Origin of the sequence: Streptomyces sp. NPDC005435 (assembly GCF_040703155.1) — a bacterium.
In the GTDB taxonomy this organism is placed as follows: domain Bacteria; phylum Actinomycetota; class Actinomycetes; order Streptomycetales; family Streptomycetaceae; genus Streptomyces.
This window is the reverse complement of record NZ_JBEXEQ010000015.1, coordinates 95395-118976: the sequence shown is the minus strand read 5'-3', so window position 1 is coordinate 118976 and position 23582 is coordinate 95395. Positions and strand designations below refer to the sequence as shown.

Sequence of the window (23582 nt, the reverse complement as noted above, 5' to 3'; positions counted from 1 at the left end):
TGTCAGTGGCAGGGGTCACGATGGGCACCGATGGCATCCGTGCCGTCACCGACGACAGGAGGTTCGTCATGGCCAGTTCGTCCGCAGCCCCCGCCGGGCGACGTGGTGCCACCGGCTCCGTCCCGTCACGGACCGGCCCGGCGAGCGACGTGCACCCGGTGGTCCGCCGGGCCACCGCTCCGCCCGCCGCCGTCGCCCTGCTCGCCCAGGCCCGTACCGCGCTGGCGGAGGCCGTGGCCGAGGAAACGCCCAACGACCGCTACGCGACGGCCCACCGCGCCGCCCTGCGCACCGCCGCCGCCGTCCTCGCCGCGCGCGGCCGCCCCGAGACCACCCCGCGCCGCCGCGCCCGCATCCGCAGCGCCTGGGAGGTGCTGCCCGAGATCGCCCCCGAACTGACCGAGTGGAGCGCCCTGTTCGCCTCCGGCGCGGCCCGCCGCGCCCGCGCCGAGGCGGGCATCCGGGGCGCGGCGACCGCCCGCGACGCCGACGACCTGATACGCGACGTCGCACTGTTCGTCCGGCTGGTCGAGCGGATGCTGCTCCCTCGACCGGTGCTGCCCCGCACCCGAAGGGAGGAGGGCGCCGGGGGCTGAGCGGAGCCGCCGGGACCGCCCCGTGAGACGCGTTCCCGCGCAGGCCGCCGGCGGTGGCCCCGGCGCGGCCGTCGGCGATGGGCCGGGTGCGGCCGCAGGCAATAGGGTGGACATGCCTGCTGCCTTCACCCCGCCGGGACAGGCCGGGGAGGCAACCCCTTTCGCGCCGCCGGGCAACGGGCGGTGCCGCGCCGAGGAGTCAACTGCCGTGCCGGACCCGATGCCCCGCGCCTCCCTCCGTACCGCCGTGGTGTGGGACGTCCTCCGGGACGCCCTCGACCGCCAGGTCAAGGCCTCGGGGCGGGACGTGCTGGACGTGCTCGACACCGGCGGCGGCAGCGGCCGGTTCGCGGTGCCGGTCGCCCGGCTCGGCCACCACGTCACCGTCGTCGACCCCAGCCCCAACGCCCTCTTCGCCCTGGAGCGCCGGGCCGCCGAGGCGGGCGTCGCCGACCGGGTGCGCGGCGTCCAGGGCGACGCCCACGGCCTCTTCGACGTGGTCGACCGCGGCGGCTACGACGCGGTGCTGTGCCACGGCGTCCTGGAGTACGTCGACGACCCCGCCGAGGGCGTCCGCAACACCGTCGACGCGCTGCGCCCCGGCGGTGTGCTCAGCCTGCTCGCCGCCGGGCTCGGGGGCGCCGTGCTCGCCCGCGCCCTCGCCGGCCACTTCACCGAGGCCCGGCACGCCCTGCAGGACCCCGACGGCCGCTGGGGCGAGGGCGACCCGGTCCCGCACCGCTTCACCGCCGAGCAGCTCACCGCGCTGGTCGAGGGCGCGGGTCTCAGGGCCGCCTCGGTGCACGGCGTACGGGTCTTCGCCGACCTCGTGCCCGGCGTCCTGGTGGACACCGAGCCCGGCGCCCTCGACGCCCTGCTCCGCCTGGAGGCGGCCGCGGCCGAGCTGCCCGCGTTCCACTCCGTGGCCACGCAGATCCATGTGCTCGGTGAGACGCCCGGGGCGCCGCGGGCCTGAGGGCGCCGGGTGACCCGCCGCTGATCAGGGGCTTGTCAGCAGATGGAGTACGCCACAAGCCCTCCGATCGAGGGGTTTGCGCCGTATGATCGAGGTACACCGAACCGGCATGACGGGTCGGCCGTTGGGGAATGGAAGCTTCAGCGGGCCGGGACGCCGTGGCGGCTCCGGTTGGTCAGAAGGCGCAGAGGGGCGGGTTTCACGGGGGTGATTCCCTGCCTATCCTGAGAAGACCCCCGGGTCGCCCCGGCGACTGCACGATGAGGAGGACTCCGTGCCGCTCTCGGAGCACGAGCAGCGAATGCTCGAGCAAATGGAGCGAGCGCTGTACGCCGAAGATCCCAAGTTCGCGTCGGCGCTTGAGGGAAACGGGCTGCGGACGTACACCCGTCGGCGGGTCTACCAGTCCGCCGCGGGTTTCCTCGTGGGTATCGCGCTCCTCATGGCCGGAATGGTCGCGCAGATTATCTGGATCAGCGTGGTGGGCTTTCTCGTCATGCTGGGCTGTGCCGTCCTCGCCGTCACCGGCTGGCGCAAGGCGCCCAAGCCGGGCGAGCGCCACGGTCCGGCGGCCCGGCGCCGCCGTCCCATGCGCCGCAGACGCACCATGATGGAGCGGATCGAGGCCCGCTGGCAGCGCCGCCGCGACGAACAGGGCCACTGACCGCCCGCCAACCGACAGACATGCCCGAGGGGTGACCACCGACCTGGTGGTCACCCCTCGGGCATGTCGGCACGCGGTCCTACGACCCGCCCTGCCCCGCCGCCCCGCCGTCCGGCACCGGGCGCATTGCCGCCAGCCGGGCCCGCAGGGCCGTCCAGCGGTCCGTCGCCTCCCACAGGGCACGTACGGCCGAGCGGGGGGCGAACAGGGCGCGCAGCCGGGTGGCCCGGCTCGCCGAGGCGTCCAGGCCCGTGACCGCGCGGCGCACGTCCGCCGCGACGCCGGCCGCCGGGCGGGGCCGGGGCGCGTACAGCACCTGCTCCACCGCGTCCGCCACCCGGTGCACCGCGGCCCCGGACTCCTCGTCCAGATCGCCCAGCCGGACGATCCGCTCCGCCGCCGCGCGCGGGGTCAGCGACTCGTCCGGCACGATCCCGTGGTCCCAGGCGCTGTCGCTCAGCTCCCGCCAGGCCGCCAGCGTGTGCTCCGCCGCGCCCTCCTCGGACCTGGGGTGCCCGCCGAGCCGCCGGGAGCGTGCCCGCAGCCGCCACAGCAGCGGCGCCAGCGGCAGCGTGAGCACCGCCAGCGCGCCCACCACGAGCAGCACGGCCCACGGCCCGCCCGGTGTCCCCCCGCCCCCGCCGGGCGCCGCCACCGCCGAGGACGGCCCGGCACACACCGCCGGAGCCGCGGAACCGGCCGCGCAGGTCTCCCGCGCCGACGCCCTCGGCGCGGGCGCCTCGGACGAGCCGCGCGAGGGCAGCGCCGGGTCCGGCAGCGCGCTGCTGTGGGTCTGCTCCTGGGTGTACGACGGCGTCGTGCCCCGGCTCGGCGTCGGCTCGAAGCGCGTCCAGCCCACCCCCTCGAAGTACAGCTCCGGCCAGGCGTGCGCGTCCTTCAGGCTCACCGACACCGTGCCGTCCCCCTGCGGGGTGCCCGGCGCGAAACCGACCGCCACCCGGGCCGGAATGCCCAGCGTGCGGGCCATCGCGGCCATCGTGAAGGAGAAGTGCACGCAGAAGCCCTGCTTGTCCCGCAGGAAGTTCGCGATGGCGTTCGGGCCGCGCCCCACCTGCACCTGGGTGTCGTACCGGAAGCCGCCGTCCAGCGCGAACCAGTCCTGGAGCTTCACCGCCTCCTCGTAATGGTTCGACGCGCCGGCCGTGACCTTCTTCGCCGTCCGCGCCACCACCTTCGGCAGCCCTGGCGGCACATCGGTGTACTCGCGCACCAGCGCGGCCGGCGGCTTCGGCGCCGTGGCCAGCTGCCGCGCCGTCGGCCGTACGTCCAGGCTGGTCACCACGTAGGTCGCGCCGCGTGTCGTCTGCCCGTGGTCGCCGACCAGGGTCATGCCGACCGGCTCGTACCGCCAGTTGCCGCCGATCCGCACATCGGTCGGCGGATACGGCATCGGCAGCCAGTCCTGCGCGTACCACTCGGCCGCCGAGACGGTCGTCAGCACCTTGGTCCGGCGTACGTCGCTGCCGAGCCCGACCGGTGTCGGGAAGTCGTCCGGCACCCCGACGATGTGCCGCTGGGCCGGCTTCCAGGTCGTGCCGTCGAAGTCGTCGAGCGACACGATCCGCACGTACATGTCCGACAGGTTCTCGGCGTTGGTCCGCAGGGACAGCACCTGGCGGTCGCTGTCCACGTTCAGGGAGTCGCGCAGCGACACCAGCGGGTTGACGGCGGAGATCATGCCCCCGGTCCCGCTGCCCGCGCCGACGCCCGCCCCCCGGCCCCCCAGCAGTCCGCCCTGCATCGCGGGCAGCGCCAGCGGCACCAGCAGGGCCACGCCGAGTGCCACCGCGCCGATCCGGCGCCCGGTGCGCACCGGGGACGCGAGGGTGTTGTCACCGGCGCCCGGCGCGCGGGCCGTCGCCCCGAAGACCCGGCCCCACCGGGTCACCCGCTCCCGGCCCTCCGCGAGCAGCAGCATCAGATAGCCGGCCGCCGCCAGCAGGAACCACAGCCAGTCGGCGGCGCCCCCGGACAGCCCGGCCGCCACCGAGTACAGCGCGAGGAGCGGCAGCCCGGACGGGGCCGCCGCCCGGAAGGTCACCGCCAGCGTGTCCACCAGGAGATGGACGATCAGCACCCCGCCGATCAGCATCAGCCGGATGCCGTCGGTCAGCGGCGCCGGGGGCGCGTACCGGCTGACGTCGTCCGAGCCCTGCTGAAGCAGGTCCGAGAAGTGCCCGAACGCCTCCGGCCCCGGGAACAGCCCGGCCACCGCCTGGTGCCGCGCGAAGACCAGGGTGAGCAGCAGCAGCGTCACCAGCAACTGCGCCAGCACGGTCAGCGGCCGCGCCAGCGGCACCCGCCGCGCCGCCGCCCCCACGCCCGTCTGCACCGCCACGAGCAGCGCCGCCACGGCCAGCCAGGCGGGGCCGTGGACCAGCGGCAGCAGTGAGCACGCCGTCATCAGCGTGGCCGCCGCCGCGCACCCCGCGAGCCGCGCCCGCCCGCTCATCCCCCCGCCCTTCCGCTCGGCGTCACCAGACCGGACCGCTCCCGGTCGGCCTGCCGCCACAACTCGTCCAGCGAGGCACCGCGCGGCACCCCGAGCGCCGTCCAGCCCGCCTCGCGCAGCACCCGCAGCCGCTCCCCGCACGGATCGCCGGGGCCCGGCTCCGCACCCGGAGCACGCGTCCACACCCCCGGATCCAGCACGAAGACCAGCGCGGCCCCGCTGCGCCGCCGCATCCGGGCCACCGTGTTCACCTGCTCCTCGTCGAGATCGCCGAGCAGGGCGACCAGCAGCCCCTCGTCCCCGGCGCGCAGCGCGTCGTACGCCCCCGTCAGGCCCGTGCCGTCCGAGTGGTCGACCACCGCGAGGGTGTCCATCATCAGCCCCGAGGCGGCCGCCGTCTCCTGACCCGTCCCCGGGAAGCCGGCACCGCCCTCGCCGGGCACCGTCGCGCCCGTGTCCATGAGCAGCCGCACCGAGAAGCCGCGCTCCATCATGTGCGCGACGACCGAGGCGGCGGCGGAGACCGCCCACTCGAAGGCCGAGCCGGGGCCCGTGTCCTCGTAGCCCACGGCGCGGGTGTCCAGCAGCACCGTGCAGCGGGCCCGCCGGGGCTGCTCCTCACGGCGCACCATCAGCTCGCCGTGGCGCGCGGTGGACCGCCAGTGCACCCGGCGCAGATCGTCGCCGTAGCGGTACTCGCGCGGGATCACGTCGTCGTCCCCGGCGACGGCCAGGGAGCGCCGCCGCCCGTCGCCGTACCCCCGCGCCTCGCCGCCCAGGCGCACCGGGGCCAGCGGCTCCACGCGCGGGACGACCGTCAGCGTGTCGTGCGCCGGGAAGGACCGGGTCAGCTCGCACATGCCGAAGGGGTCGCTCAGCCGCAGCTGGAGCGGCCCGAGCGGGTAACGGCCGCGCAGGTCCGAACGGACCCGGTAGGACACCTCGCGGTGCCCGCCCGGCTCGACCCGGTCCAGCACGAAGCGCGGCCGGGGCCCGAGCACGTACGGCACCCGGTCCTGGAGCATCAGCAGCCCGGTCGGCAGCCGGGAGACGTTGTCCACGCTCAGGCTCACCCGGGCCTCGGCGCCCGCCGGGACGCGCGCGGGGGAGAGCCACCGCTCGGACGCCACCCGGTGCCGGGTGCGGTGCACGACGGCCGCGCAGACCAACGGCAGCACGGCGAGCAGCAGTCCGACCCGCAGCAGATCGCTCTGGCCCAGCACGTACGCGCACACCGACGCGGCGATGCCCGCCGCCAGGAAGGAACGGCCCCGGGTGGTCAGCCCGGCCAGGGCCGTACGGATCCGGGCCGCGCGGCCCGGCGTCCGCTCCGGCCCCCCGGCGGACATCACAGACCCCGCGGGGGCTGCTGGGGATAGGCGGGAACGCCCCGGCCGAGACCGCCGTAGGCCCGCTCCCGCTGCGCGGCCGAGGGCACCGCGGTGTGCCGCAGGATCTCCAGCACGACCTGCTCGGCCGTACGACCGCTCATCTGGGACTCGGTGGTGGGCAGCAGCCGGTGCGCGAGCACGGCCACGGCCAGTTCCTGAACGTCGTCCGGCAGCGCGTACTCCCGGCCGGACAGGGCGGCGGACGCCTTCGCCGCGCGCAGCAGATGAAGCGTGGCGCGCGGCGAGGCGCCGAGTCTGAGGTCGGGATGGGAACGGGTGGCGGAGACCAGCTCCACCGCGTATCTCCGGACCGCGTCCGAGACGTGGACCTCGCGCACCGCCTCGATCAGCTTCACGATGTCGTGCGCGTGCGCCACCGGCTCCAGGTCCTCCAGCGGGGAGACGCCGCCGTGCACGTCCAGCATCCGCAGCTCGGCCTCGATGCTCGGATAGCCCACCGACACCCGCGCCATGAACCGGTCGCGCTGGGCCTCGGGCAGCGGATACGTGCCCTCCATCTCGACCGGGTTCTGCGTCGCCACCACCATGAAGGGGCTCGGCAGTTCGTAGCTCTGCCCGTCGATGGTGACCTGCCGCTCCTCCAGCGACTCGAGCAGCGCCGACTGGGTTTTCGGCGAGGCGCGGTTGATCTCGTCGCCGATCACGATCTGCGCGAAGATCGCACCCGGCTTGAACTCGAAGTCACGGCGCTGCGGGTCCCAGATCGACACCCCGGTGATGTCCGAGGGCAGCAGATCGGGCGTGAACTGGATACGCCGCACGGAGCAGTCGATGGACCGCGCCAGCGCCTTGGCCAGCATGGTCTTGCCCACGCCCGGGACGTCCTCGATCAGCAGATGCCCCTCGGCGAGCAGCACGGTCAGCGAAAGCCGCACGACCTCGGGCTTGCCCTCGATCACTTCCTCCACCGAACGGCGCACCCGCTCCACCGTCGCCGTCAGATCACTGAGGCTCGCTCGATCGTCATAGGTCGTCACCCGGCCCTCCTCGGCCCGTTCTCACCAGTACCGGGGCCCGCGACACCTCGCGACGCGGCTCCGGCCCACCCCGAAACACGGACACCGTGCGGAAACCGGATCCGCGCGCCGTCACACCCGCATTCTTGCCGCCGTTATCGTTTCGTGTCACGGCCTGTGGACAACTGCCCGTCCCGACCTGTGGACAACTCCCCGCACGATGCCGGTCTTGCGGCCCTTTGCCCACGCCTCGCGGGGCCGGCCATCCGTTGCCCGGCCGCTCATCCGCCGCCGGACCGGTCATCCGCCGTCGGATCGCTCGCCCGTCGTTCACCCGGGCCACCCGCCGGGCGCTCCGCGCCTGACCGGCTGCCTGCCGCCGGGCCTGGCCGCCCGCCGCCGGAGTGGCTGCCCGTTGCCCGGCCAGCCACTCGACGCCAGACCACCCGTCCGGCCGCTTCGTACCTGACCGGCCACCTGCCGCCGGGTCAGGCCGCCCGCCGCCGGACCGGCTGCCGCCGTCGGATCGGCCGCCCGCCGCCGGACCGGCCGCCCGTTGCCCGGCCAGCCACTCCGCGCCAGACCACCCGCCCGGCCGCTTCGCGCCTGACCGGCCACCAGCCGCCGGCCCCGGCCACCCGTCGCCGGACCGGACGCCCACCGCCCGCCCGGCCCACCGCCGCCCGCCGCCCCCCGCCGGAGGGGGCGGTCGGCGGGCATCGGCCGGCAGGCTTCAGGCGGACACCGGGCCGGAGGCGCGGTCCTATGCCGGGTCGATCTCGCGCAGCAGACCGCTGCGCACGTCGAAGACGAAGCCGCGCACGTCGTCGGTGTGCGGCAGGAACGGCGAGGTGCGCACCCGCTGCATCGACTGGCGCACGTCCTGGTCCACGTCGCGGAACGCCTCCACCGCCCAGGCCGGACGCTGGCCCACCTCCATCTCCAGCTCGTGCCGGAACTCCTCGGTGAGGGACTCCAGACCGCAGTTGGTGTGATGGATGAGCACGACGCTCTGCGTGCCGAGCGCCCGCTGACTGATGGTCAGCGAACGGATCACGTCGTCCGTGACCACACCGCCGGCGTTGCGGATGGTGTGGCAGTCGCCGAGCTCGAGGCCGAGCGCCGCGTGCAGATCGAGGCGGGCGTCCATACAGGCCACCACGGCCACGCGCAGCACGGGATGCGCGTCCATGCCGGGATCGGTGAACTCGGAGGCGTACCGCTCGTTGGCGTCGACCAGGCGGTCCGTCACGCTGCCGTCGCCCGTGATGGCGCTCTCGGGTCCGGTGGGAACTGCTGCGGAAGTCGTCATGGTCCCGACGTTACTGGTCACCCGCCTCCCCGGCCTGCTGTGAGAGGGGACAAAGAACGTCATCGTGGCTTGTTGTGAGCTAACCCACACGGAGCGCCAACCTCGGCCGGACGGGTGAATCCGGACCGATCGTGACTCCGGCGCGGAAGCCGTACGCGACGCGCAGGCCGGTTGATTGACCGCGACACAGGGTGGACTAAAGTGACGCGAAGCGGGAGGCCCGGCTCTTCCCGCTGGTGAAACCCCAAGGAGACGGCACGGTACCCACCCGGACCGCCTCCCCGCGTGCGCGGCGCGTACGTACGGCTCGGCCTCCTCCCGCTCCCGGTCGGCTGACGCTTCCGGCGCCGGCGGCCTCCCCTACACGGAGCAGCGGGCGGGGACCCGGCGGTGCGTGCGCCCGCCAGAACTGAGAGGCTCCCTTGACCGAGAGTCGACACGTCCCGGTGATGCTCCAGCGGTGCCTGGATCTGCTGGCACCCGCTCTGGAGCGGCCGGGAGCAGTGGTCGTCGACTGCACCCTCGGCCTCGGCGGCCACAGCGAGGCCCTGCTGACCCGCTTCCCCGAGGCCCGCCTGATCGGCCTCGACCGGGACAAGGAGGCGCTGCGCCTGTCCGGTGAACGCCTCGCCCCCTTCGGCGACCGCGCCACCCTCGTGCACGCCGTCTACGACGAACTCCCCGAGGTGCTCGACCGCCTCGGCATCCCGGACGTCCAGGGCGTCCTCTTCGACCTCGGCGTCTCCTCCATGCAACTGGACGAGGCCGACCGGGGCTTCGCCTACGCCCAGGACGCCCCCCTGGACATGCGCATGGACCAGACGACCGGCATCAGCGCCGCCGAGGTCCTCAACACCTACCCGGCCGGTGAACTCGTGCGCATCCTGCGCGCGTACGGCGAGGAGAAGCAGGCCAAGCGGATCGTCTCGGCGGTCGTCCGCGAGCGCGAGAAGGAGCCGTTCACCAACAGCGCCCGTCTGGTCGAACTGATCCGCGACGCCCTGCCGCAGGCCGCCAAGCGCACCGGCGGCAACCCGGCCAAGCGCACCTTCCAGGCGCTGCGCATCGAGGTCAACGGCGAACTGTCCGTCCTGGAACGGGCGATCCCGGCGGCCGTGAAGGCCATCGGCGTCGGCGGCCGCGTCGCCGTCCTCTCGTACCACTCGCTGGAGGACCGGCTGGTCAAGCAGGTGTTCGCGGCCGGGGCCGCCAACACCGCGCCCCCCGGCCTGCCGGTCGTGCCCGAGCGCTACCAGCCCCGGCTGAAGCTGCTCACGCGCGGGGCCGAACTCCCCACCGAGGAGGAGATCGCCGAGAACCGCCGGGCCGCCCCCGCCCGGCTGCGCGGTGTCGAGCGGATCAGGGAGGACGCCGAGTGAGCGGACGGGGCCGACCGGGCGGCCGGACCCTGCGGAGGGCCCGTGGGCGCTGAACCCGAACTGCGAGGGCGGGCCGCACGGCTCGCCCGGCTCTTCCCGGCGGGCCGCGCCCGCGCCGCCCGCACCCCCTTCGTCTTCCTCGTCGTCCTGCTCCTCGGCGGCGGTCTGCTCTGTCTGCTGATGCTCAACTCCGCGCTCAGCGAGGGCTCGTTCAAGCTCGACGACCTCCAGAAGCGCACCAAGAGCCTCACCGACGAGGAGCAGGCCCTCCAGCGGGACATCGACTCCTACTCCTCCCCGGACGCCCTCCAGCGCCGCGCCCGCGAACTCGGCATGGTCCCCGGCGGCGACCCCGCCTTCCTCGGCCCCGACGGCAGCGTCAAGGGCGTTCCGAGTGCCGCGCCCAGCGCCGCCGCGCTCACCAGGCCGCGCGCGCCCGAGGTGATGACGTCGGCCGGCGGCCCGAGCGGCAGCCCCGCCGCAAGCCCGGCCCCTTCGGCCCCCGGCGTCTCCACCGCACCGGCCGCCCCCTCCGCCCCTTCCGCCACGGTGAGCCCGGCCGCCACGGTGAGCCCTGCCGTCAGGACGAGCCCGTCCGCCAAGGCGAGCCCGTCCGCGCGGAACCTGACCCGCACCACCCAGCCCGCCCCCACCCCGACCCACGGCAGGTGACGGAAGTGTCCGACAGGCAACCGCCCCGTCGCCGCGTGCCCGGGGCCGCCGGACCGCCCCGCCCCCGTGGCGCCGCCCCCCGGCGCCAGCCAGGGCGTCCCGCTCCCGGCGCGCGCCCCGCCCGCCGCCCGTCCGGCCCCCGGCCCCCGGCCCGCCCCGCCCTCCGGCTCGGCAGCCCGCGCCCCCGGCTGCGCCTGGTCGGCCTCGCCTTCACCCTCGTGCTGTCCGCGTTCGTGGTCCGGCTGCTCCAGGTCCAGGCGGTGGACGCGAGCACCTACACCGCCAAGGCCGAGCAGAACCGCTATGTCGTGCACACCCTGGCCGCCGAGCGCGGCCGGATCACCGACCGCTCCGGGGTGGCCCTCGCCGTCAGCGAGGACGCCTACGACATCACGGCCGACCCGATGATGTTCCAGCCCAAGCAACTGAAGGTCTCCGACGGCCCCGAGCAGGCCGCCGCCCTGCTCGCCCCGATCCTCGACGAGGACCAGGCCGCGCTCGTCAAGAAGCTCCGGCCGGCCGACAAGGAGTCGCGCTACGCCCGGCTCGCCACCCGGCAGACACCGCAGGTCTGGAAGCAGATCAAGGACCTCAAGGCCGCCCTCGCCAAGAAGTCCGGCACCGGCAACGTGCTCGCGGGCGTCTTCGCCGACCCCAGCAGCCAGCGCGTGTACCCCAACGGCGACCTCGCCGCCGGGATACTGGGCTGGGTCAACAGCGAGGGCAAGGGCGGCGGCGGCATCGAGCAGCAGCTGAACAAGCAGCTCACCGGCAAGGACGGCAAGATCCGCTACGCCCAGTCCGGCGGCCGCGAGGTGCCCACCGCCGGCTCCACCGAGACCCCGGCCGTCTCCGGCAGCGACATCGAGCTGACCATCGACCGCGACATCCAGTGGGCCGCGCAGAACGCCATCTCCCAGCAGGTCAAGAAGTCCAAGGCGGACCGGGGTTACGTCGTCGTCCAGGACACCCGCACCGGCCAGATCCTGGCCATGGCCAACTCGCCCGGCTTCGATCCCAACGACCTGTCGAAGGCGAACTCCGCCGCCATGGGCAACGCGGCACTCCAGGACGCCTACGAACCCGGCTCCACCGCCAAGGTGATGTCCATGGCGGCCGTTCTGGAGGAGAACGCGGCCACCCCGCTCACCCATGTCGTCGTACCCAACCGGCTGCACCGCGGCGACCGGCTCTTCCAGGACGACGTGGACCACGCCACCTGGCACCTCACCCTCAACGGCGTGCTCGCCAAGTCCAGCAACATCGGCACCATCCTCGCCGCGGGCCAGCTCGGCAAGACCCAGAATGCGGCGAACGACACCCTCTACTCGTATCTGCGCAAGTTCGGCATCGGCCGCTACACCGGGCTCGGTTTCCCCGGTGAGACCCCGGGCATCCTCGCGCCCGCCGCCAAGTGGTCCACCTCGCAGCAGTACACGATCCCTTTCGGCCAGGGGTTCTCCATCAACGCCGTCCAGGCCGCCTCCGTCTACTCGACCATCGCCAACGGCGGAGTCCGCGTCGCGCCCACCCTGGTGCGCGGCACCAAGGGCGCCGACGGGCGCTTCACCCCGGCCCCCGAGCCCGCGAAGACCCGGGTCGTCAGCGACAAGACCGCGCGCACGGTCGCCCAGATGCTGGAGTCCGTGGTCGACGACGAACAGGGCACCGGCATCAAGGCCCGTATCCCCGGCTACCGCGTCGCGGGCAAGACCGGCACCGCCAACCGAGTGGATCCGGCCACCGGGAGGTACCACGGATACACGTCCTCCTTCGCCGGGTTCGCCCCCGCCGACAAGCCCCGCGTCACGGTCTACTGCGCCATCCAGAACGCCACCTCCGGCAGTTACTTCGGCGGCCAGATCTGCGGCCCCGTCTACAAGCAGGTGATGGAGTTCGCGCTGAAGACCCTCCAGGTACCGCCGACCGGCGCGAAGGCCGCGAACCTGCCCGTCACCTACCAGCCCTGACCGGCCGCGACACACCACCGGGCCCCGACCACCAGGAACCAGCCGTGACAACGATCACCCCCGACGACGGGAACCAGACGGGCCCCCGGCCCTCGCTTCGCCCCGAGGCGGGTACTCCCGGTACGCTCACCGCCGTGCCACACGCTGATCAGTCCCAAACCACCCAGAAGGGCGCTTCCGTGACCTACCCGGGACCGCCACGACCGGTTCAGATCTCCGCCACCCCCCTCGCGGAGCTCGCCGATCAGCTGGGGATCGCCGCACCGGCCGGCTCCGCCGACGTCACGGGCATCACCCACGACTCGCGCGCCGTCCGCCCCGGCGACGTCTACGCCGCACTGCCCGGAGCCCGTCTGCACGGCGCCGACTTCGTCACCCAGGCCGCGAGCCTCGGCGCCGTCGCCGTGCTCACCGACCCCACCGGCGCCGAGCGCGCCGAGGCCACCGGACTGCCGGTCCTCGTCGTGGACGACCCGCGCGCCGAGATGGGCGAACTGGCCGCCACGGTCTACGGACACCCGGGCCGCGAGCTGCTCCAGATCGGCATCACCGGCACCTCCGGCAAGACCACCACCGCCTACCTCGTCGAGGGCGGCCTCAAGGCCGTACGCGCCACCGGGCTCATCGGCACCGTCGAGATGCGCATCGGCGAGGAGCGCATCAAGTCCGAGCGCACCACCCCCGAAGCCACCGACCTCCAGGCCCTGTTCGCCGTCATGCGCGAACGCGGCACCGAGGCGGTCGCCATGGAGGTCTCCAGCCACGCGCTGGTCCTCGGCCGGGTGGACGGCTGCGTGTTCGACATCGCCGTCTTCAACAACCTGAGCCCGGAACACATGGAGTTCCACTCCGACATGGAGGACTACTTCCAGGCGAAGGCTCGGCTCTTCACCCCCGAGCGCAGCAGACTCGGCGTGGTCAACGCCGACGACGAGTACGGCCGCAGGCTCGCCGGCGAGGCGGGCGTCCCGGTCGTCACCTTCTCCGCCGAGGGCGACCCGGACGCCGACTGGCGCGCCGAGGACGTCCAGATCGGCCCCATGGACTCGACGTTCACCGCGATCGGCCCGAACGGCGAGCGTGTGCACGCCCGCTCGCCGCTGCCCGGCCCCTTCAACGTGGCCAACACCCTCGCCGCCCTCGTCGCCCTCGCCTCGGCCGGGATCGACCCGCAGACCGCTGCCGACGGCATCGCCGCCGTGCCCGGCGTCCCCGGCCGCCTGGAGCGCGTCGACGCCGGACAGCCCTACCTCGCGGTGGTGGACTACGCGCACAAGACCGACGCCGTCGAGTCGGTGCTCAAGGCGCTGCGCAAGGTCACCAAGGGCCGGCTGCACATCGTGCTCGGCTGCGGCGGCGACCGCGACAGGACCAAGCGCGCCCCGATGGGCGCCGCCGCCGCCCGGTACGCCGACATCGCCGTACTGACCTCCGACAACCCCCGCTCCGAGGACCCCCTCGCGATCCTCGCGGCCATGCTCGAAGGCGCCGCCTCCGTCCCCGCGCACGAGCGCGGGGAGGTGCTGCTCTTCGAGGACCGCGCCGCCGCCATCGCCGCCGCCGTGGGCCGCGCGGCCGCGGGCGACACCGTGCTGGTCGCGGGCAAGGGCCATGAGCAGGGCCAGGACATCGCCGGCGTGGTCCGTCCCTTCGACGACCGCCAGGTGCTCCGCGAAGCTATCCAGAACACCCAGGGATGAACTTGTGATCGCCCTCTCCCTCGCCGAGATCGCAGCTGTCGTCGGCGGGCAGACACACGACATACCGGATACGTCCGTCACCGTCACGGGACCGGTCGTCCGGGACTCCCGCGAGGTGGTGCCCGGCGCCCTCTTCGTCGCGTTCAGCGGCGAGCGGGCCGACGGCCACGACTTCGCCGAGGCGGTCGTCGAGGCGGGCGCCGTCGCCGTACTGGCGACGCGCCCCGTCGGCGTACCCGCGATCGTCGTGGACGACGTCCAGAACGCGCTGGGCGCCCTCGCCCGCCATGTGGTCGAGCGCCTCGGCGCGACCCTCGTCGGGCTGACCGGCTCGGCGGGCAAGACCAGCACCAAGGACCTCATCGCCCAGGTGCTCGGCGGCAAGGCGCCCACCGTCTTCACGCCCGGCTCCCTCAACAACGAGATCGGGCTCCCGCTGACCGCCCTGTCCGCCACCGAGGAGACGAAGTTCCTCGTGCTGGAGATGGGCGCCCGCGGCATCGGGCACATCCGCTACCTCGCCGGCCTCACCCCGCCGAAGGTCGGACTCGTGCTCAACGTCGGCAGCGCCCACATCGGCGAGTTCGGCGGCCGCGAGCAGATCGCCCAGGCCAAGGGCGAGTTGGTGGAGGCGCTGCCGCCGGCCGAGGAGGGCGGTGTCGCCGTCCTCAACGCCGACGACCCGCTGGTGCGCGCGATGGCCTCCCGTACCCGCGCGAAGGTGGTCCTTTTCGGAGAGTCGGCCGAAGCGGACGTACGCGCCGAGAACGTGCGACTCACGGACAGCGGACAGCCTGCCTTCAGGCTTCACACACCCTCCGGTGCAAGCGATGTGACCATGCGCCTGTACGGTGAGCACCACGTGTCGAACGCGCTCGCCGCGGCCGCCGTCGCCCATGAGCTGGGCATGTCCGCAACCGAGATCGCCACCGCGCTCTCCGGGGCGGGCTCCCTCTCCCGCTGGCGCATGGAGGTCACCGAGCGCCCGGACGGCGTGACCATCGTCAACGACGCCTACAACGCCAACCCCGAGTCCATGCGGGCCGCCCTCAGGGCGCTCGCGGCCATGGGCAAGGGGCGCCGCACGTGGGCGGTGCTCGGCAAGATGGCCGAGCTGGGGGACGAGGCTCTCGCCGAGCACGACGCGGTCGGACGGCTCGCCGTCCGGCTCAACGTCAGCAAGCTCGTCGCGGTCGGGGGGATCGAAGCCTCCTGGCTGCAACTGGGCGCATACAACGAGGGTTCGTGGGGTGAGGAGTCGGTGCACGTGTCCGACGCACAGGCGGCGATCGACCTGTTGCGCAGCGAGTTGCGCCCGGGGGACGTCGTGCTGGTGAAGGCGTCCCGTTCCGTGGGTCTTGAGAGCGTCGCCCAGACGCTCGCCTCGGCCGGTACCGAGGGCGAGGTCGCCCCCCGATGATGAACCAGGTCCTGTTCTCGGGAGTCATCGGCCTCTTCCTGACGCTGATCGGCACCCCGCTGCTGATCAAGCTCCTCGCCCGCAAGGGCTACGGCCAGTTCATCCGTGACGACGGCCCGCGCGAGCACGCCAGCAAGCGCGGTACGCCGACCATGGGCGGCATCGCCTTCATCCTGTCCACGATCGCCGCGTACTTCCTCAGCAAGGTGATCACGGGCAAGCCCCCGACGTACTCGGGTCTGCTGGTCCTCGGCCTGATGTTCGGCATGGGCCTGGTCGGCTTCCTGGACGACTACATCAAGATCGTCAAGCGCCGTTCGCTGGGTCTGCGGGCCAAGGCGAAGATGGCCGGCCAGCTCATCGTCGGCATCGGCTTCGCGGTCCTCGCGCTGCAGTTCCCGGACAACCGGGGCAACACCCCGGCCTCCACCAAGCTGTCGTTCATCACGGACTTCGGCTGGACCATCGGCCCGGTGCTGTTCGTGGTCTGGGCGCTGTTCATGATCCTCGCGATGTCGAACGGCGTGAACCTCACCGACGGTCTCGACGGCCTCGCCACCGGCGCCTCCGTCCTGGTCTTCGGCGCCTACACGTTCATCGGCGTCTGGCAGTTCCAGGAGTCCTGCGCCAACGCGATGACCCTGACCAACCCGGCCGCCTGCTACGAGGTCCGCGACCCGCTCGACCTCGCGGTGGTCGCCTCCGCGCTGATGGGTTCCTGCCTCGGCTTCCTGTGGTGGAACACCTCGCCGGCGAAGATCTTCATGGGCGACACCGGCTCGCTCGCCCTCGGCGGTGTCCTCACCGGCCTGGCCATCCTCTCCCGCACGGAGCTGCTGGTGGCCATCATGGGCGGCCTGTTCGTCCTCATCACCATGTCGGTCGTCATCCAGGTCGGCTCCTTCCGGCTCACCGGCAAGCGCGTCTTCCGGATGGCACCACTCCAGCACCACTTCGAACTCAAGGGCTGGTCCGAAGTCCTGGTGGTGGTCCGCTTCTGGATCATCCAGGGCATCTGCGTCATCGTCGGACTGGGCCTCTTCTACGCGGGATGGGCAGCGGACAAGTGACCACCTCGGTGCCTTCGGGGCAGAGCGAATTCCAGGGCAAGCGCGTCACGGTCGCCGGACTCGGCGTCTCGGGCGTCCCGGCCGCCAGGGCGCTGCGTGAGCGCGGCGCGGTCGTCACGGTCGTGAACGACGGCGACGACGAGCGGGCACGGGCGCAGGCCGCCGAACTGGAGGCGCTCGGCGTCACCGTCCGCCTCGGCGACGGGGCTACGCTCCCCGAGGGCACCGAGCTGATCGTCACCGCCCCCGGCTGGCAGCCCGGCAAGCCGCTGTTCCAGGCGGCTGAGCAGGCGGGCGTGCCGATCTGGGGCGACGTGGAGCTGGCCTGGCGCCTCAGGGGGCCCGGCGCGGCCCCCTGGCTCGCCGTCACCGGCACCAACGGCAAGACCACCACCGTGCAGATGCTCGCCTCCATCCTGAAGGCGGCGGGCCTGCGCACGGCGGCCGTCGGCAACATCGGCGTCTCCCTCCTGGACGCCGTCCTCGGCGAGGAGGAGTACGACGTCCTCGCCGTCGAGCTCTCCAGCTACCAGCTCCACTGGGCGCCCTCCCTGCGCGCCTACTCCGGCGCGGTGCTCAACCTCGCCCCGGACCACCTCGACTGGCACGGCTCCATGGACGCCTACGCCGCCGACAAGGGCCGTATCTACGAGGGCAACAAGGTCGCCTGCGTCTACAACGTGGCCGACCCGCGCACCGAGGACCTGGTCCGCGAGGCCGACGTGGAGGAGGGCTGCCGGGCCGTCGGGTTCACCCTCGGCACCCCGGCCGTCTCCCAGCTCGGCGTCGTGGACGGCATCCTGATCGACCGGGCCTTCGTCGAGAACCGGTACAAGAACGCACAGGAGCTGGCCGAGGTCTCCGACGTCGACCCGCCCGCCCCGCACAACATCGCCAACGCGCTCGCGGCGGCGGCCCTCGCCCGCTCCTTCGGCGTACCGGCCCAGGCGGTACGCGACGGACTGCGCGCCTTCCGCCCCGACGCCCACCGCATCCAGCACGTCGCGGATATCGACGGCGTGGCGTACGTGGACGACTCCAAGGCCACCAACACCCATGCCGCGGAAGCCTCGTTGGCGGCCTACGAGCCCATCGTGTGGATCGCCGGCGGCCTCGCCAAGGGCGCCGAGTTCGACGAGCTGGTGGCGGCCTCCGCGAAGCGTCTGCGGGGGGCCGTCCTGATCGGCGCCGACCGCGCGCTGATCCGCGAGGCCCTCGCGCGACACGCCCCGGAAGTACCCGTCGTGGACCTCGACCGGACCGACACTGGGGCGATGCTCCAGGCGGTGACCGAGGCGAAGCGGCTGGCCCGGCCGGGCGACACCGTACTGCTGGCCCCGGCCTGCGCCTCCATGGACATGTTCACCAACTACAACCAGCGCGGTGACGCGTTCGCGGCGGCCGTCCGCGAACTCGGCGCCTGACCCCGGCCGCCCGCCGGGCGGATCTTGGGAGGGACGCGTGGGACGTTCGGCGCACAGGGGAGGCGTGGATGCCCGGTAGCCGTACCGGACGGCCGCCCGTGCAGCGGGCGGCCCGCCGCCCCGCACCCCGGCCGAGCGCGCCCGAGAACCCCCTGCGCCGGCTGCGCAACCGCGCCCGCAAGGCCTGGGACCGCCCGCTGACCGCGTACTACCTGATCCTCGGCGGCAGCCTGCTGATCATCGTCCTCGGCCTGGTGATGGTCTACTCGGCCTCCCAGATCACCGCGCTCCAGCTCTCGCTGCCCGGCTCGTTCTTCTTCCGCAAGCAGTTCCTCGCCGCGCTGATCGGCGGCGCGCTGCTGCTGGCCGCCTCCCGGATGCCCGTGCGGCTGCACCGGGCGCTGGCCTACCCGATCCTGGCCGCCGCCGTCTTCGCGATGGCGCTGGTGCAGGTGCCGGGGATAGGGATGTCGGTCAACGGCAACCGGAACTGGATCTCGCTCGGCGGCTCCTTCCAGATCCAGCCCAGCGAGTTCGGCAAGCTCGCCCTCGTCCTGTGGGGCGCGGACCTGATCGCCCGCAAACAGGACAAGAAGCTGCTGACCCAGTGGAAGCACATGCTGGTCCCGCTGGTCCCGGTGGCCTTCATGCTGCTCGGTCTGATCATGCTCGGCGGCGACATGGGCACCGCGATCATCCTCACCGCGATCCTGTTCGGCCTGCTCTGGCTCGCCGGGGCCCCGACCCGGCTGTTCGCCGGCGTGCTCTCGGTCGCGGCGCTCATCGGTGTGATCCTCATCAAGACCAGCCCCAACCGGATGGCCCGGCTCGCCTGCATCGGCGCGACCGAGCCCCGGGCGGGCGGCGCCGACTGCTGGCAGGCCGTACACGGGATCTACGCCCTCGCCTCCGGCGGAATCTTCGGTTCCGGTCTTGGCGCGAGTGTGGAGAAATGGGGCCAACTCCCCGAAGCCCACACCGACTTCATCTTCGCCGTCACCGGTGAGGAACTGGGTCTCGCGGGGACGCTGTCGGTGCTCGCCCTGTTCGCCGCTCTAGGCTATGCGGGTATCCGCGTGGCCGGACGCGCGAAGGACCCCTTCGTGAGGTACGCCGCGGGAGGTGTGACGACCTGGATCACCGCGCAGGCGGTGATCAATATCGGTGCGGTACTCGGCCTGCTGCCGATCGCCGGCGTCCCCCTCCCGCTGTTCTCCTACGGAGGGTCCGCCCTGCTGCCGGCCATGTTCGCCATCGGGCTGCTGATCGCCTTCGCGCGTGACGATCCCGCTGCGCGGGCGGCGCTTGCGATGCGGCAACCCCGCTTTGGTAGAAAGCGGGCGGGCGGCTCCCGTGCCGAGCGGGTGCCCCGGAGATGGAACACGATGCGACGGCGCGCCTCGGCGGCGCGTCCGTCCGGAGAGCGGTGAATTTCGGTGCATGTCGTACTCGCCGGCGGGGGTACCGCGGGCCACATCGAGCCCGCGCTCGCCCTCGCGGACGCCCTGCGCAGGCAGGACCCCACCGTGGGGATCACAGCCCTGGGCACGGAGCGCGGCCTTGAGACCCGGCTCGTTCCCGAGCGCGGTTACGAGCTGGCGCTGATCCCGGCGGTTCCGCTGCCGCGCAAGCCCACGCCCGAGCTGATCACGGTGCCGGGCCGGCTGCGCGGCACGATCAAGGCCACGGAGCAGATCCTGGAGCGCACCAAGGCGGACGCCGTGGTCGGCTTCGGCGGCTACGTCGCGCTGCCCGCGTATCTGGCCGCCAAGCGCCTCGGCGTGCCGATCGTGGTCCACGAGGCCAACGCCCGGCCCGGCCTGGCCAACAAGATCGGCTCGCGCTACGCGGCCCGGGTGGCCGTCTCCACGCCCGACAGCAAGCTCCGGGACGCCCGCTACATCGGCATCCCGCTGCGCCGCTCCATCGCCACCCTGGACCGCGCGGCCCTGCGCCCCGAGGCCCGGCACTACTTCGGTCTGAGCCCCAACCTGCCCACGCTGCTGGTCTCCGGCGGCTCGCAGGGCGCCCGGCGCCTGAACGAGGTCGTCCAGCAGGTCGCCCCCTGGCTCCAGCAGGCCGGCATCCAGATCCTGCACGCGGTCGGCCCGAAGAACGAACTGCCGCAGGTGCAGCAGATGCCGGGCATGCCCCCGTACCTCCCGGTAAGTTACCTGGACCGGATGGACCTCGCGTACGCCGCGGCCGACCTGATGCTCTGCCGCGCGGGCGCGATGACCGTCGCCGAACTCTCCGCCGTCGGACTCCCGGCCGCCTACGTCCCGCTGCCCATCGGCAACGGCGAACAGCGGCTGAACGCCCAGCCGGTGGTCAAGGCGGGCGGCGGACTCCTCGTGGACGACGCGGAACTGACGCCGGAGTGGATCCAGCAGAACGTGCTGCCGGTCCTGGCCGACCCGCACCGCCTCTACGAGATGTCCCGCGCCGCCGGTGAGTTCGGCCGCCGCGACGCCGACGACCTCCTGGTCGGCATGGTGTACGAGGCGATCGCCGCGGGCCGGTAGGACCGTTCGACGAAGGGACAGTGAGCGTGGCCGGACCCACCGTCGCCGAGCGCGACGCACGCCGACCGGAGATGTCCGGCCCGCCACTCGTCCCCAGGCTGCGACGACCGCGGCTTCTTATGATCATCGCTCTGGCGGCGCTGCTCGTCGTCCTCGGAGCCGGTTCCGTATGGGTGTTGTACGGCTCCGCGTGGCTGCGGGTGCGTCAGGTCGCGGTCTCCGGCACGCGCGTGCTGACCCCGGCCGAGGTCCGCAGGGCCGCCGCCGTCCCCGTCGGGGCCCCGCTGGTCTCCGTGGACACCGGCGCCATCGAGGCGCGGCTGCGGCGGGAGTTGCCCCGGATCGACACCGTCGCGGTGGACCGCTCCTGGCCGCACGGCATCACCCTGAAGGTCGTGGAACGCACCCCGTCCCTGCTCGTCCGCAAGGGCGCCGGATTCACCGAAGTCGACGCCCAGGGAGTGAGGTTCGCGACCGTCCCGCAGGCGCCGCGCGGGGTGCCGATGCTCGAACTCACCGTCTTCCCCGAGGACTCGGGCGCCGCGAGCCTGCGCCGCTTCGGCACGGGCCGTCTGACGCGCGAGGCCGTACGCGTGGCCGCCGCGCTGCCCGGGCCCGTCAAGAAGGACACCAGGGCCGTCCAAGTCCGGTCCTACGACGCCGTCTCGCTGCGGCTGAAGGACGGGCGCACGGTGGCATGGGGCAGCGCCGAGAACGGCGCGGCCAAGGCGCGGGCCCTCACAGCTCTCATGAAAGCAGCTCCCGACGCGCGGCACTTCGATGTCAGCGTGCCCACCGCCCCTGCGTCAGCCGGGAGTTGACGTACATCAGCGCAGGCCAGCACCCTGGTTGGGCACTGCTACGGCTGATCACATAGGGTGAAAAGAAAAACGGGAGGTTCGGCGTGTTCGTTGAACGGGCGCCGCTTGTCGACTTAGTGTCCTGTTCAGAAGACTCCAGGGAACAGACACACTGGTAACCCTAAACTTCAGGGTTAGGGTTCGGGTCGGCGTTCGGACCGTCCCAATTCGGCATCCGTCGTCCGGTCGGGGAACCGCCCGGCGCGACAACGTAATTCGAGGCGAGAGGCCTTCGACGTGGCAGCACCGCAGAACTACCTCGCAGTCATCAAGGTCATCGGTGTCGGCGGCGGTGGTGTCAATGCCATCAACCGGATGATCGAGGTCGGCCTCAAGGGCGTCGAGTTCATCGCCATCAACACCGACGCGCAGGCACTGTTGATGAGCGACGCCGACGTCAAGCTGGACGTCGGCCGCGAACTCACCCGCGGACTCGGCGCCGGCGCCAACCCGGCCGTCGGCCGCAAGGCCGCCGAGGACCACCGCGAGGAGATCGAGGAAGTCCTCAAGGGGGCCGACATGGTCTTCGTGACGGCAGGCGAGGGCGGCGGCACCGGCACCGGCGGCGCGCCCGTCGTGGCCAACATCGCGCGCTCGCTGGGCGCCCTCACCATCGGCGTGGTCACGCGCCCGTTCACCTTCGAGGGGCGGCGCCGCGCCAACCAGGCCGAGGACGGCATCGCGGAGCTGCGCGAAGAGGTCGACACCCTCATCGTGATCCCCAACGACCGGCTGCTGTCCATCTCGGACCGCCAGGTCTCGGTCCTGGACGCCTTCAAGTCGGCCGACCAGGTCCTGCTCTCCGGTGTCCAGGGCATCACCGACCTCATCACCACCCCCGGTCTGATCAACCTCGACTTCGCCGACGTCAAGTCGGTCATGTCCGAGGCCGGTTCGGCCCTCATGGGCATCGGCTCGGCCCGCGGCGACGACCGCGCGGTGGCCGCGGCCGAGATGGCGATCTCCTCGCCGCTCCTGGAGGCGTCCATCGACGGCGCCCGCGGCGTGCTGCTCTCCATCTCCGGCGGCTCCGACCTCGGCCTGTTCGAGATCAACGAGGCCGCCCAGCTGGTCAGCGAGGCCGCCCACCCGGAGGCCAACATCATCTTCGGCGCGGTCATCGACGACGCCCTCGGCGACGAGGTGCGGGTCACCGTGATCGCGGCCGGCTTCGACGGGGGCCAGCCCCCGGCCCGCCGGGACAACGTGCTCGGCTCGGCGTCCTCCGGCTCCCCGGCCCAGCGCCGCGAGGAGCAGCCCGCTCCGCCCCGTCAGCAGACCGAGTCCCGGCCGACGTTCGGCTCGCTCGGCAGCGTGACGCCGAAGGAGGAGCCGGAGCCGGCGCCCGAGCCGGTGGTCGAGGTCCCGGTGGCACCGCCGGTGCCCCAGTCCCGGTCCTACGAGGACATCGTCGAGCTGGATGTGCCGGACTTCCTCAAGTGATAGGACAGCGCGAAAGCGTGAGCGGCGCGCACTTCGCCTTCACCGACAGGTGGGGCGGGGTGAGCGCCGCTCCGTATGAGGAGCTCAACCTCGGCGGCGCGGTCGGCGACGACCCCGGCGCGGTACGGGCCAACCGTGAACTGACCGCCAAGGCACTGGGTCTCGACCCGGCGTCGGTGGTCTGGATGAACCAGGTCCACGGCGCCGACGTGGCCGTGGTCGACGAACCCTGGGGAGACCGTCCGGTCCCTGAGGTGGACGCGATCGTCACCACCCGGCGCGGCCTCGCCCTCGCCGTACTCACCGCCGACTGTGTGCCGGTGCTGCTCGCCGACCCGGTCGCGGGTGTGGTCGCGGCCGCGCACGCGGGACGCCCCGGAATGGTCGCGGGCATCGTCCCCGCCGCCGTACGGGCCATGACCCGACTCGGGGCGGAGCCGGGCCGGATCGTCGCCCGCACCGGCCCGTGTGTGTGCGGCCGTTGTTACGAGGTGCCCGAAGCGCTGCGCGCCGAGGTCGCCAAGGCCGAGCCGACGGCGCACGCGGAGACGAGCTGGGGCACTCCCGCCGTCGACGTGAGCGCCGGAGTGCACACGCAGCTCGACCGGCTCGGGGTGTGCGACCGGGCGCAATCACCGGTGTGCACGCTGGAGTCGGGGGATCACTTCTCCTACCGGCGCGATCGCACCACGGGCCGGCTCGCCGGGTATGTGTGGCTGGACTGAGTGGA

General features: G+C 73.0%; 19 protein-coding genes. 15 read left to right on the top strand and 4 right to left on the bottom strand.

The genetic code is table 11. The annotated features are described in order from the left end of the window. Window positions 1-68 precede the first annotated feature (68 nt). The 3 genes from AB0898_RS20645 (at window position 69) to AB0898_RS20635 (ending at window position 2236) form a co-directional block, all read left to right on the top strand. The gene (locus AB0898_RS20645) at window positions 69-596 is read left to right on the top strand and encodes an SAV_6107 family HEPN domain-containing protein (protein WP_366804389.1); all 528 of its coding nucleotides are present in this window, start codon (window positions 69-71) and stop codon (window positions 594-596) included. Window positions 597-804: 208 nt separating this feature from the next. Continuing rightward, a complete protein-coding gene (locus AB0898_RS20640; protein ID WP_366804388.1) occupies window positions 805-1572 on the top strand; it encodes a methyltransferase in 768 nt (255 codons plus the stop codon). Window positions 1573-1846: 274 nt separating this feature from the next. Then, window positions 1847-2236 carry a DUF3040 domain-containing protein gene (locus tag AB0898_RS20635; protein WP_366804387.1) on the top strand — a complete coding sequence of 130 codons (390 nt, stop codon included), beginning with the start codon at window positions 1847-1849 and terminating at the stop codon, window positions 2234-2236. Between the two features lie 79 nt (window positions 2237-2315). On the opposite strand, the gene AB0898_RS20630 is transcribed toward AB0898_RS20635, so the two are convergent. The 4 genes from AB0898_RS20630 to AB0898_RS20615 all read right to left on the bottom strand — a co-directional run bounded on the left by AB0898_RS20630 (window position 2316) and on the right by AB0898_RS20615 (window position 8389). Then, complete coding sequence (locus tag AB0898_RS20630) at window positions 2316-4709, bottom strand: DUF3488 and transglutaminase-like domain-containing protein (protein WP_366804386.1); 2394 nt, start codon at window positions 4707-4709, stop codon at window positions 2316-2318. After that, complete coding sequence (locus tag AB0898_RS20625; protein WP_366804385.1) at window positions 4706-6058, bottom strand: DUF58 domain-containing protein; 1353 nt, start codon at window positions 6056-6058, stop codon at window positions 4706-4708. Before AB0898_RS20625 ends, AB0898_RS20630 begins: the two co-directional genes overlap by 4 nt. Next, window positions 6058-7098 (bottom strand): MoxR family ATPase, encoded by a 1041-nt coding sequence (locus AB0898_RS20620; RefSeq protein ID WP_366804384.1) that lies wholly within the window; start codon window positions 7096-7098, stop codon window positions 6058-6060. The genes AB0898_RS20625 and AB0898_RS20620 overlap by 1 nt, the downstream gene beginning before the upstream one ends. Before the next feature lie 742 nt (window positions 7099-7840). Continuing rightward, window positions 7841-8389 carry a carbonic anhydrase gene (locus AB0898_RS20615; protein WP_366804383.1) on the bottom strand — a complete coding sequence of 183 codons (549 nt, stop codon included), beginning with the start codon at window positions 8387-8389 and terminating at the stop codon, window positions 7841-7843. A 422-nt stretch (window positions 8390-8811) separates the two neighbouring features. On the opposite strand from AB0898_RS20615, the gene rsmH reads away from it, so the two are divergent. From rsmH to pgeF, 12 genes are all read left to right on the top strand, one after another. Continuing rightward, a complete protein-coding gene (gene rsmH / locus AB0898_RS20610) occupies window positions 8812-9768 on the top strand; it encodes a 16S rRNA (cytosine(1402)-N(4))-methyltransferase RsmH (RefSeq protein ID WP_199588002.1) in 957 nt (318 codons plus the stop codon). Window positions 9769-9810: 42 nt separating this feature from the next. After that, window positions 9811-10440 carry a septum formation initiator family protein gene (locus AB0898_RS20605; protein ID WP_366804382.1) on the top strand — a complete coding sequence of 210 codons (630 nt, stop codon included), beginning with the start codon at window positions 9811-9813 and terminating at the stop codon, window positions 10438-10440. A gap of 5 nt (window positions 10441-10445) precedes the next feature. Beyond that, window positions 10446-12410: a penicillin-binding transpeptidase domain-containing protein gene (locus AB0898_RS20600; protein ID WP_366804381.1), complete on the top strand. Its 1965-nt coding sequence runs from the start codon at window positions 10446-10448 to the stop codon at window positions 12408-12410. A 44-nt stretch (window positions 12411-12454) separates the two neighbouring features. Further along, complete coding sequence (locus AB0898_RS20595; protein WP_366804380.1) at window positions 12455-14110, top strand: UDP-N-acetylmuramoyl-L-alanyl-D-glutamate--2,6-diaminopimelate ligase; 1656 nt, start codon at window positions 12455-12457, stop codon at window positions 14108-14110. A 4-nt stretch (window positions 14111-14114) separates the two neighbouring features. After that, on the top strand, window positions 14115-15530 hold the full coding sequence (gene murF, locus AB0898_RS20590) for a UDP-N-acetylmuramoyl-tripeptide--D-alanyl-D-alanine ligase (protein ID WP_366804379.1): 1416 nt from the start codon (window positions 14115-14117) through the stop codon (window positions 15528-15530). Continuing rightward, window positions 15527-16600, top strand: coding sequence for a phospho-N-acetylmuramoyl-pentapeptide-transferase (gene mraY / locus AB0898_RS20585; protein ID WP_361107915.1), 1074 nt, complete (start codon window positions 15527-15529; stop codon window positions 16598-16600). The genes murF and mraY overlap by 4 nt, the downstream gene beginning before the upstream one ends. Next, a complete protein-coding gene (murD, locus tag AB0898_RS20580; RefSeq protein ID WP_366804378.1) occupies window positions 16582-18024 on the top strand; it encodes a UDP-N-acetylmuramoyl-L-alanine--D-glutamate ligase in 1443 nt (480 codons plus the stop codon). The genes mraY and murD overlap by 19 nt, the downstream gene beginning before the upstream one ends. A gap of 68 nt (window positions 18025-18092) precedes the next feature. Then, the gene (ftsW, locus tag AB0898_RS20575) at window positions 18093-19454 is read left to right on the top strand and encodes a putative lipid II flippase FtsW (protein WP_366804377.1); all 1362 of its coding nucleotides are present in this window, start codon (window positions 18093-18095) and stop codon (window positions 19452-19454) included. Window positions 19455-19460: 6 nt separating this feature from the next. After that, complete coding sequence (murG, locus tag AB0898_RS20570) at window positions 19461-20549, top strand: undecaprenyldiphospho-muramoylpentapeptide beta-N-acetylglucosaminyltransferase (RefSeq protein ID WP_361782711.1); 1089 nt, start codon at window positions 19461-19463, stop codon at window positions 20547-20549. Window positions 20550-20575: 26 nt separating this feature from the next. Next, window positions 20576-21370, top strand: coding sequence for an FtsQ-type POTRA domain-containing protein (locus AB0898_RS20565; protein WP_366804376.1), 795 nt, complete (start codon window positions 20576-20578; stop codon window positions 21368-21370). A 276-nt stretch (window positions 21371-21646) separates the two neighbouring features. Continuing rightward, complete coding sequence (gene ftsZ, locus AB0898_RS20560) at window positions 21647-22852, top strand: cell division protein FtsZ (RefSeq protein WP_366804375.1); 1206 nt, start codon at window positions 21647-21649, stop codon at window positions 22850-22852. Further along, window positions 22849-23577, top strand: a complete 729-nt coding sequence (gene pgeF, locus AB0898_RS20555) for a peptidoglycan editing factor PgeF (protein ID WP_366804374.1) — start codon at window positions 22849-22851, stop codon at window positions 23575-23577. The genes ftsZ and pgeF overlap by 4 nt, the downstream gene beginning before the upstream one ends. Window positions 23578-23582: the final 5 nt, after the last annotated feature.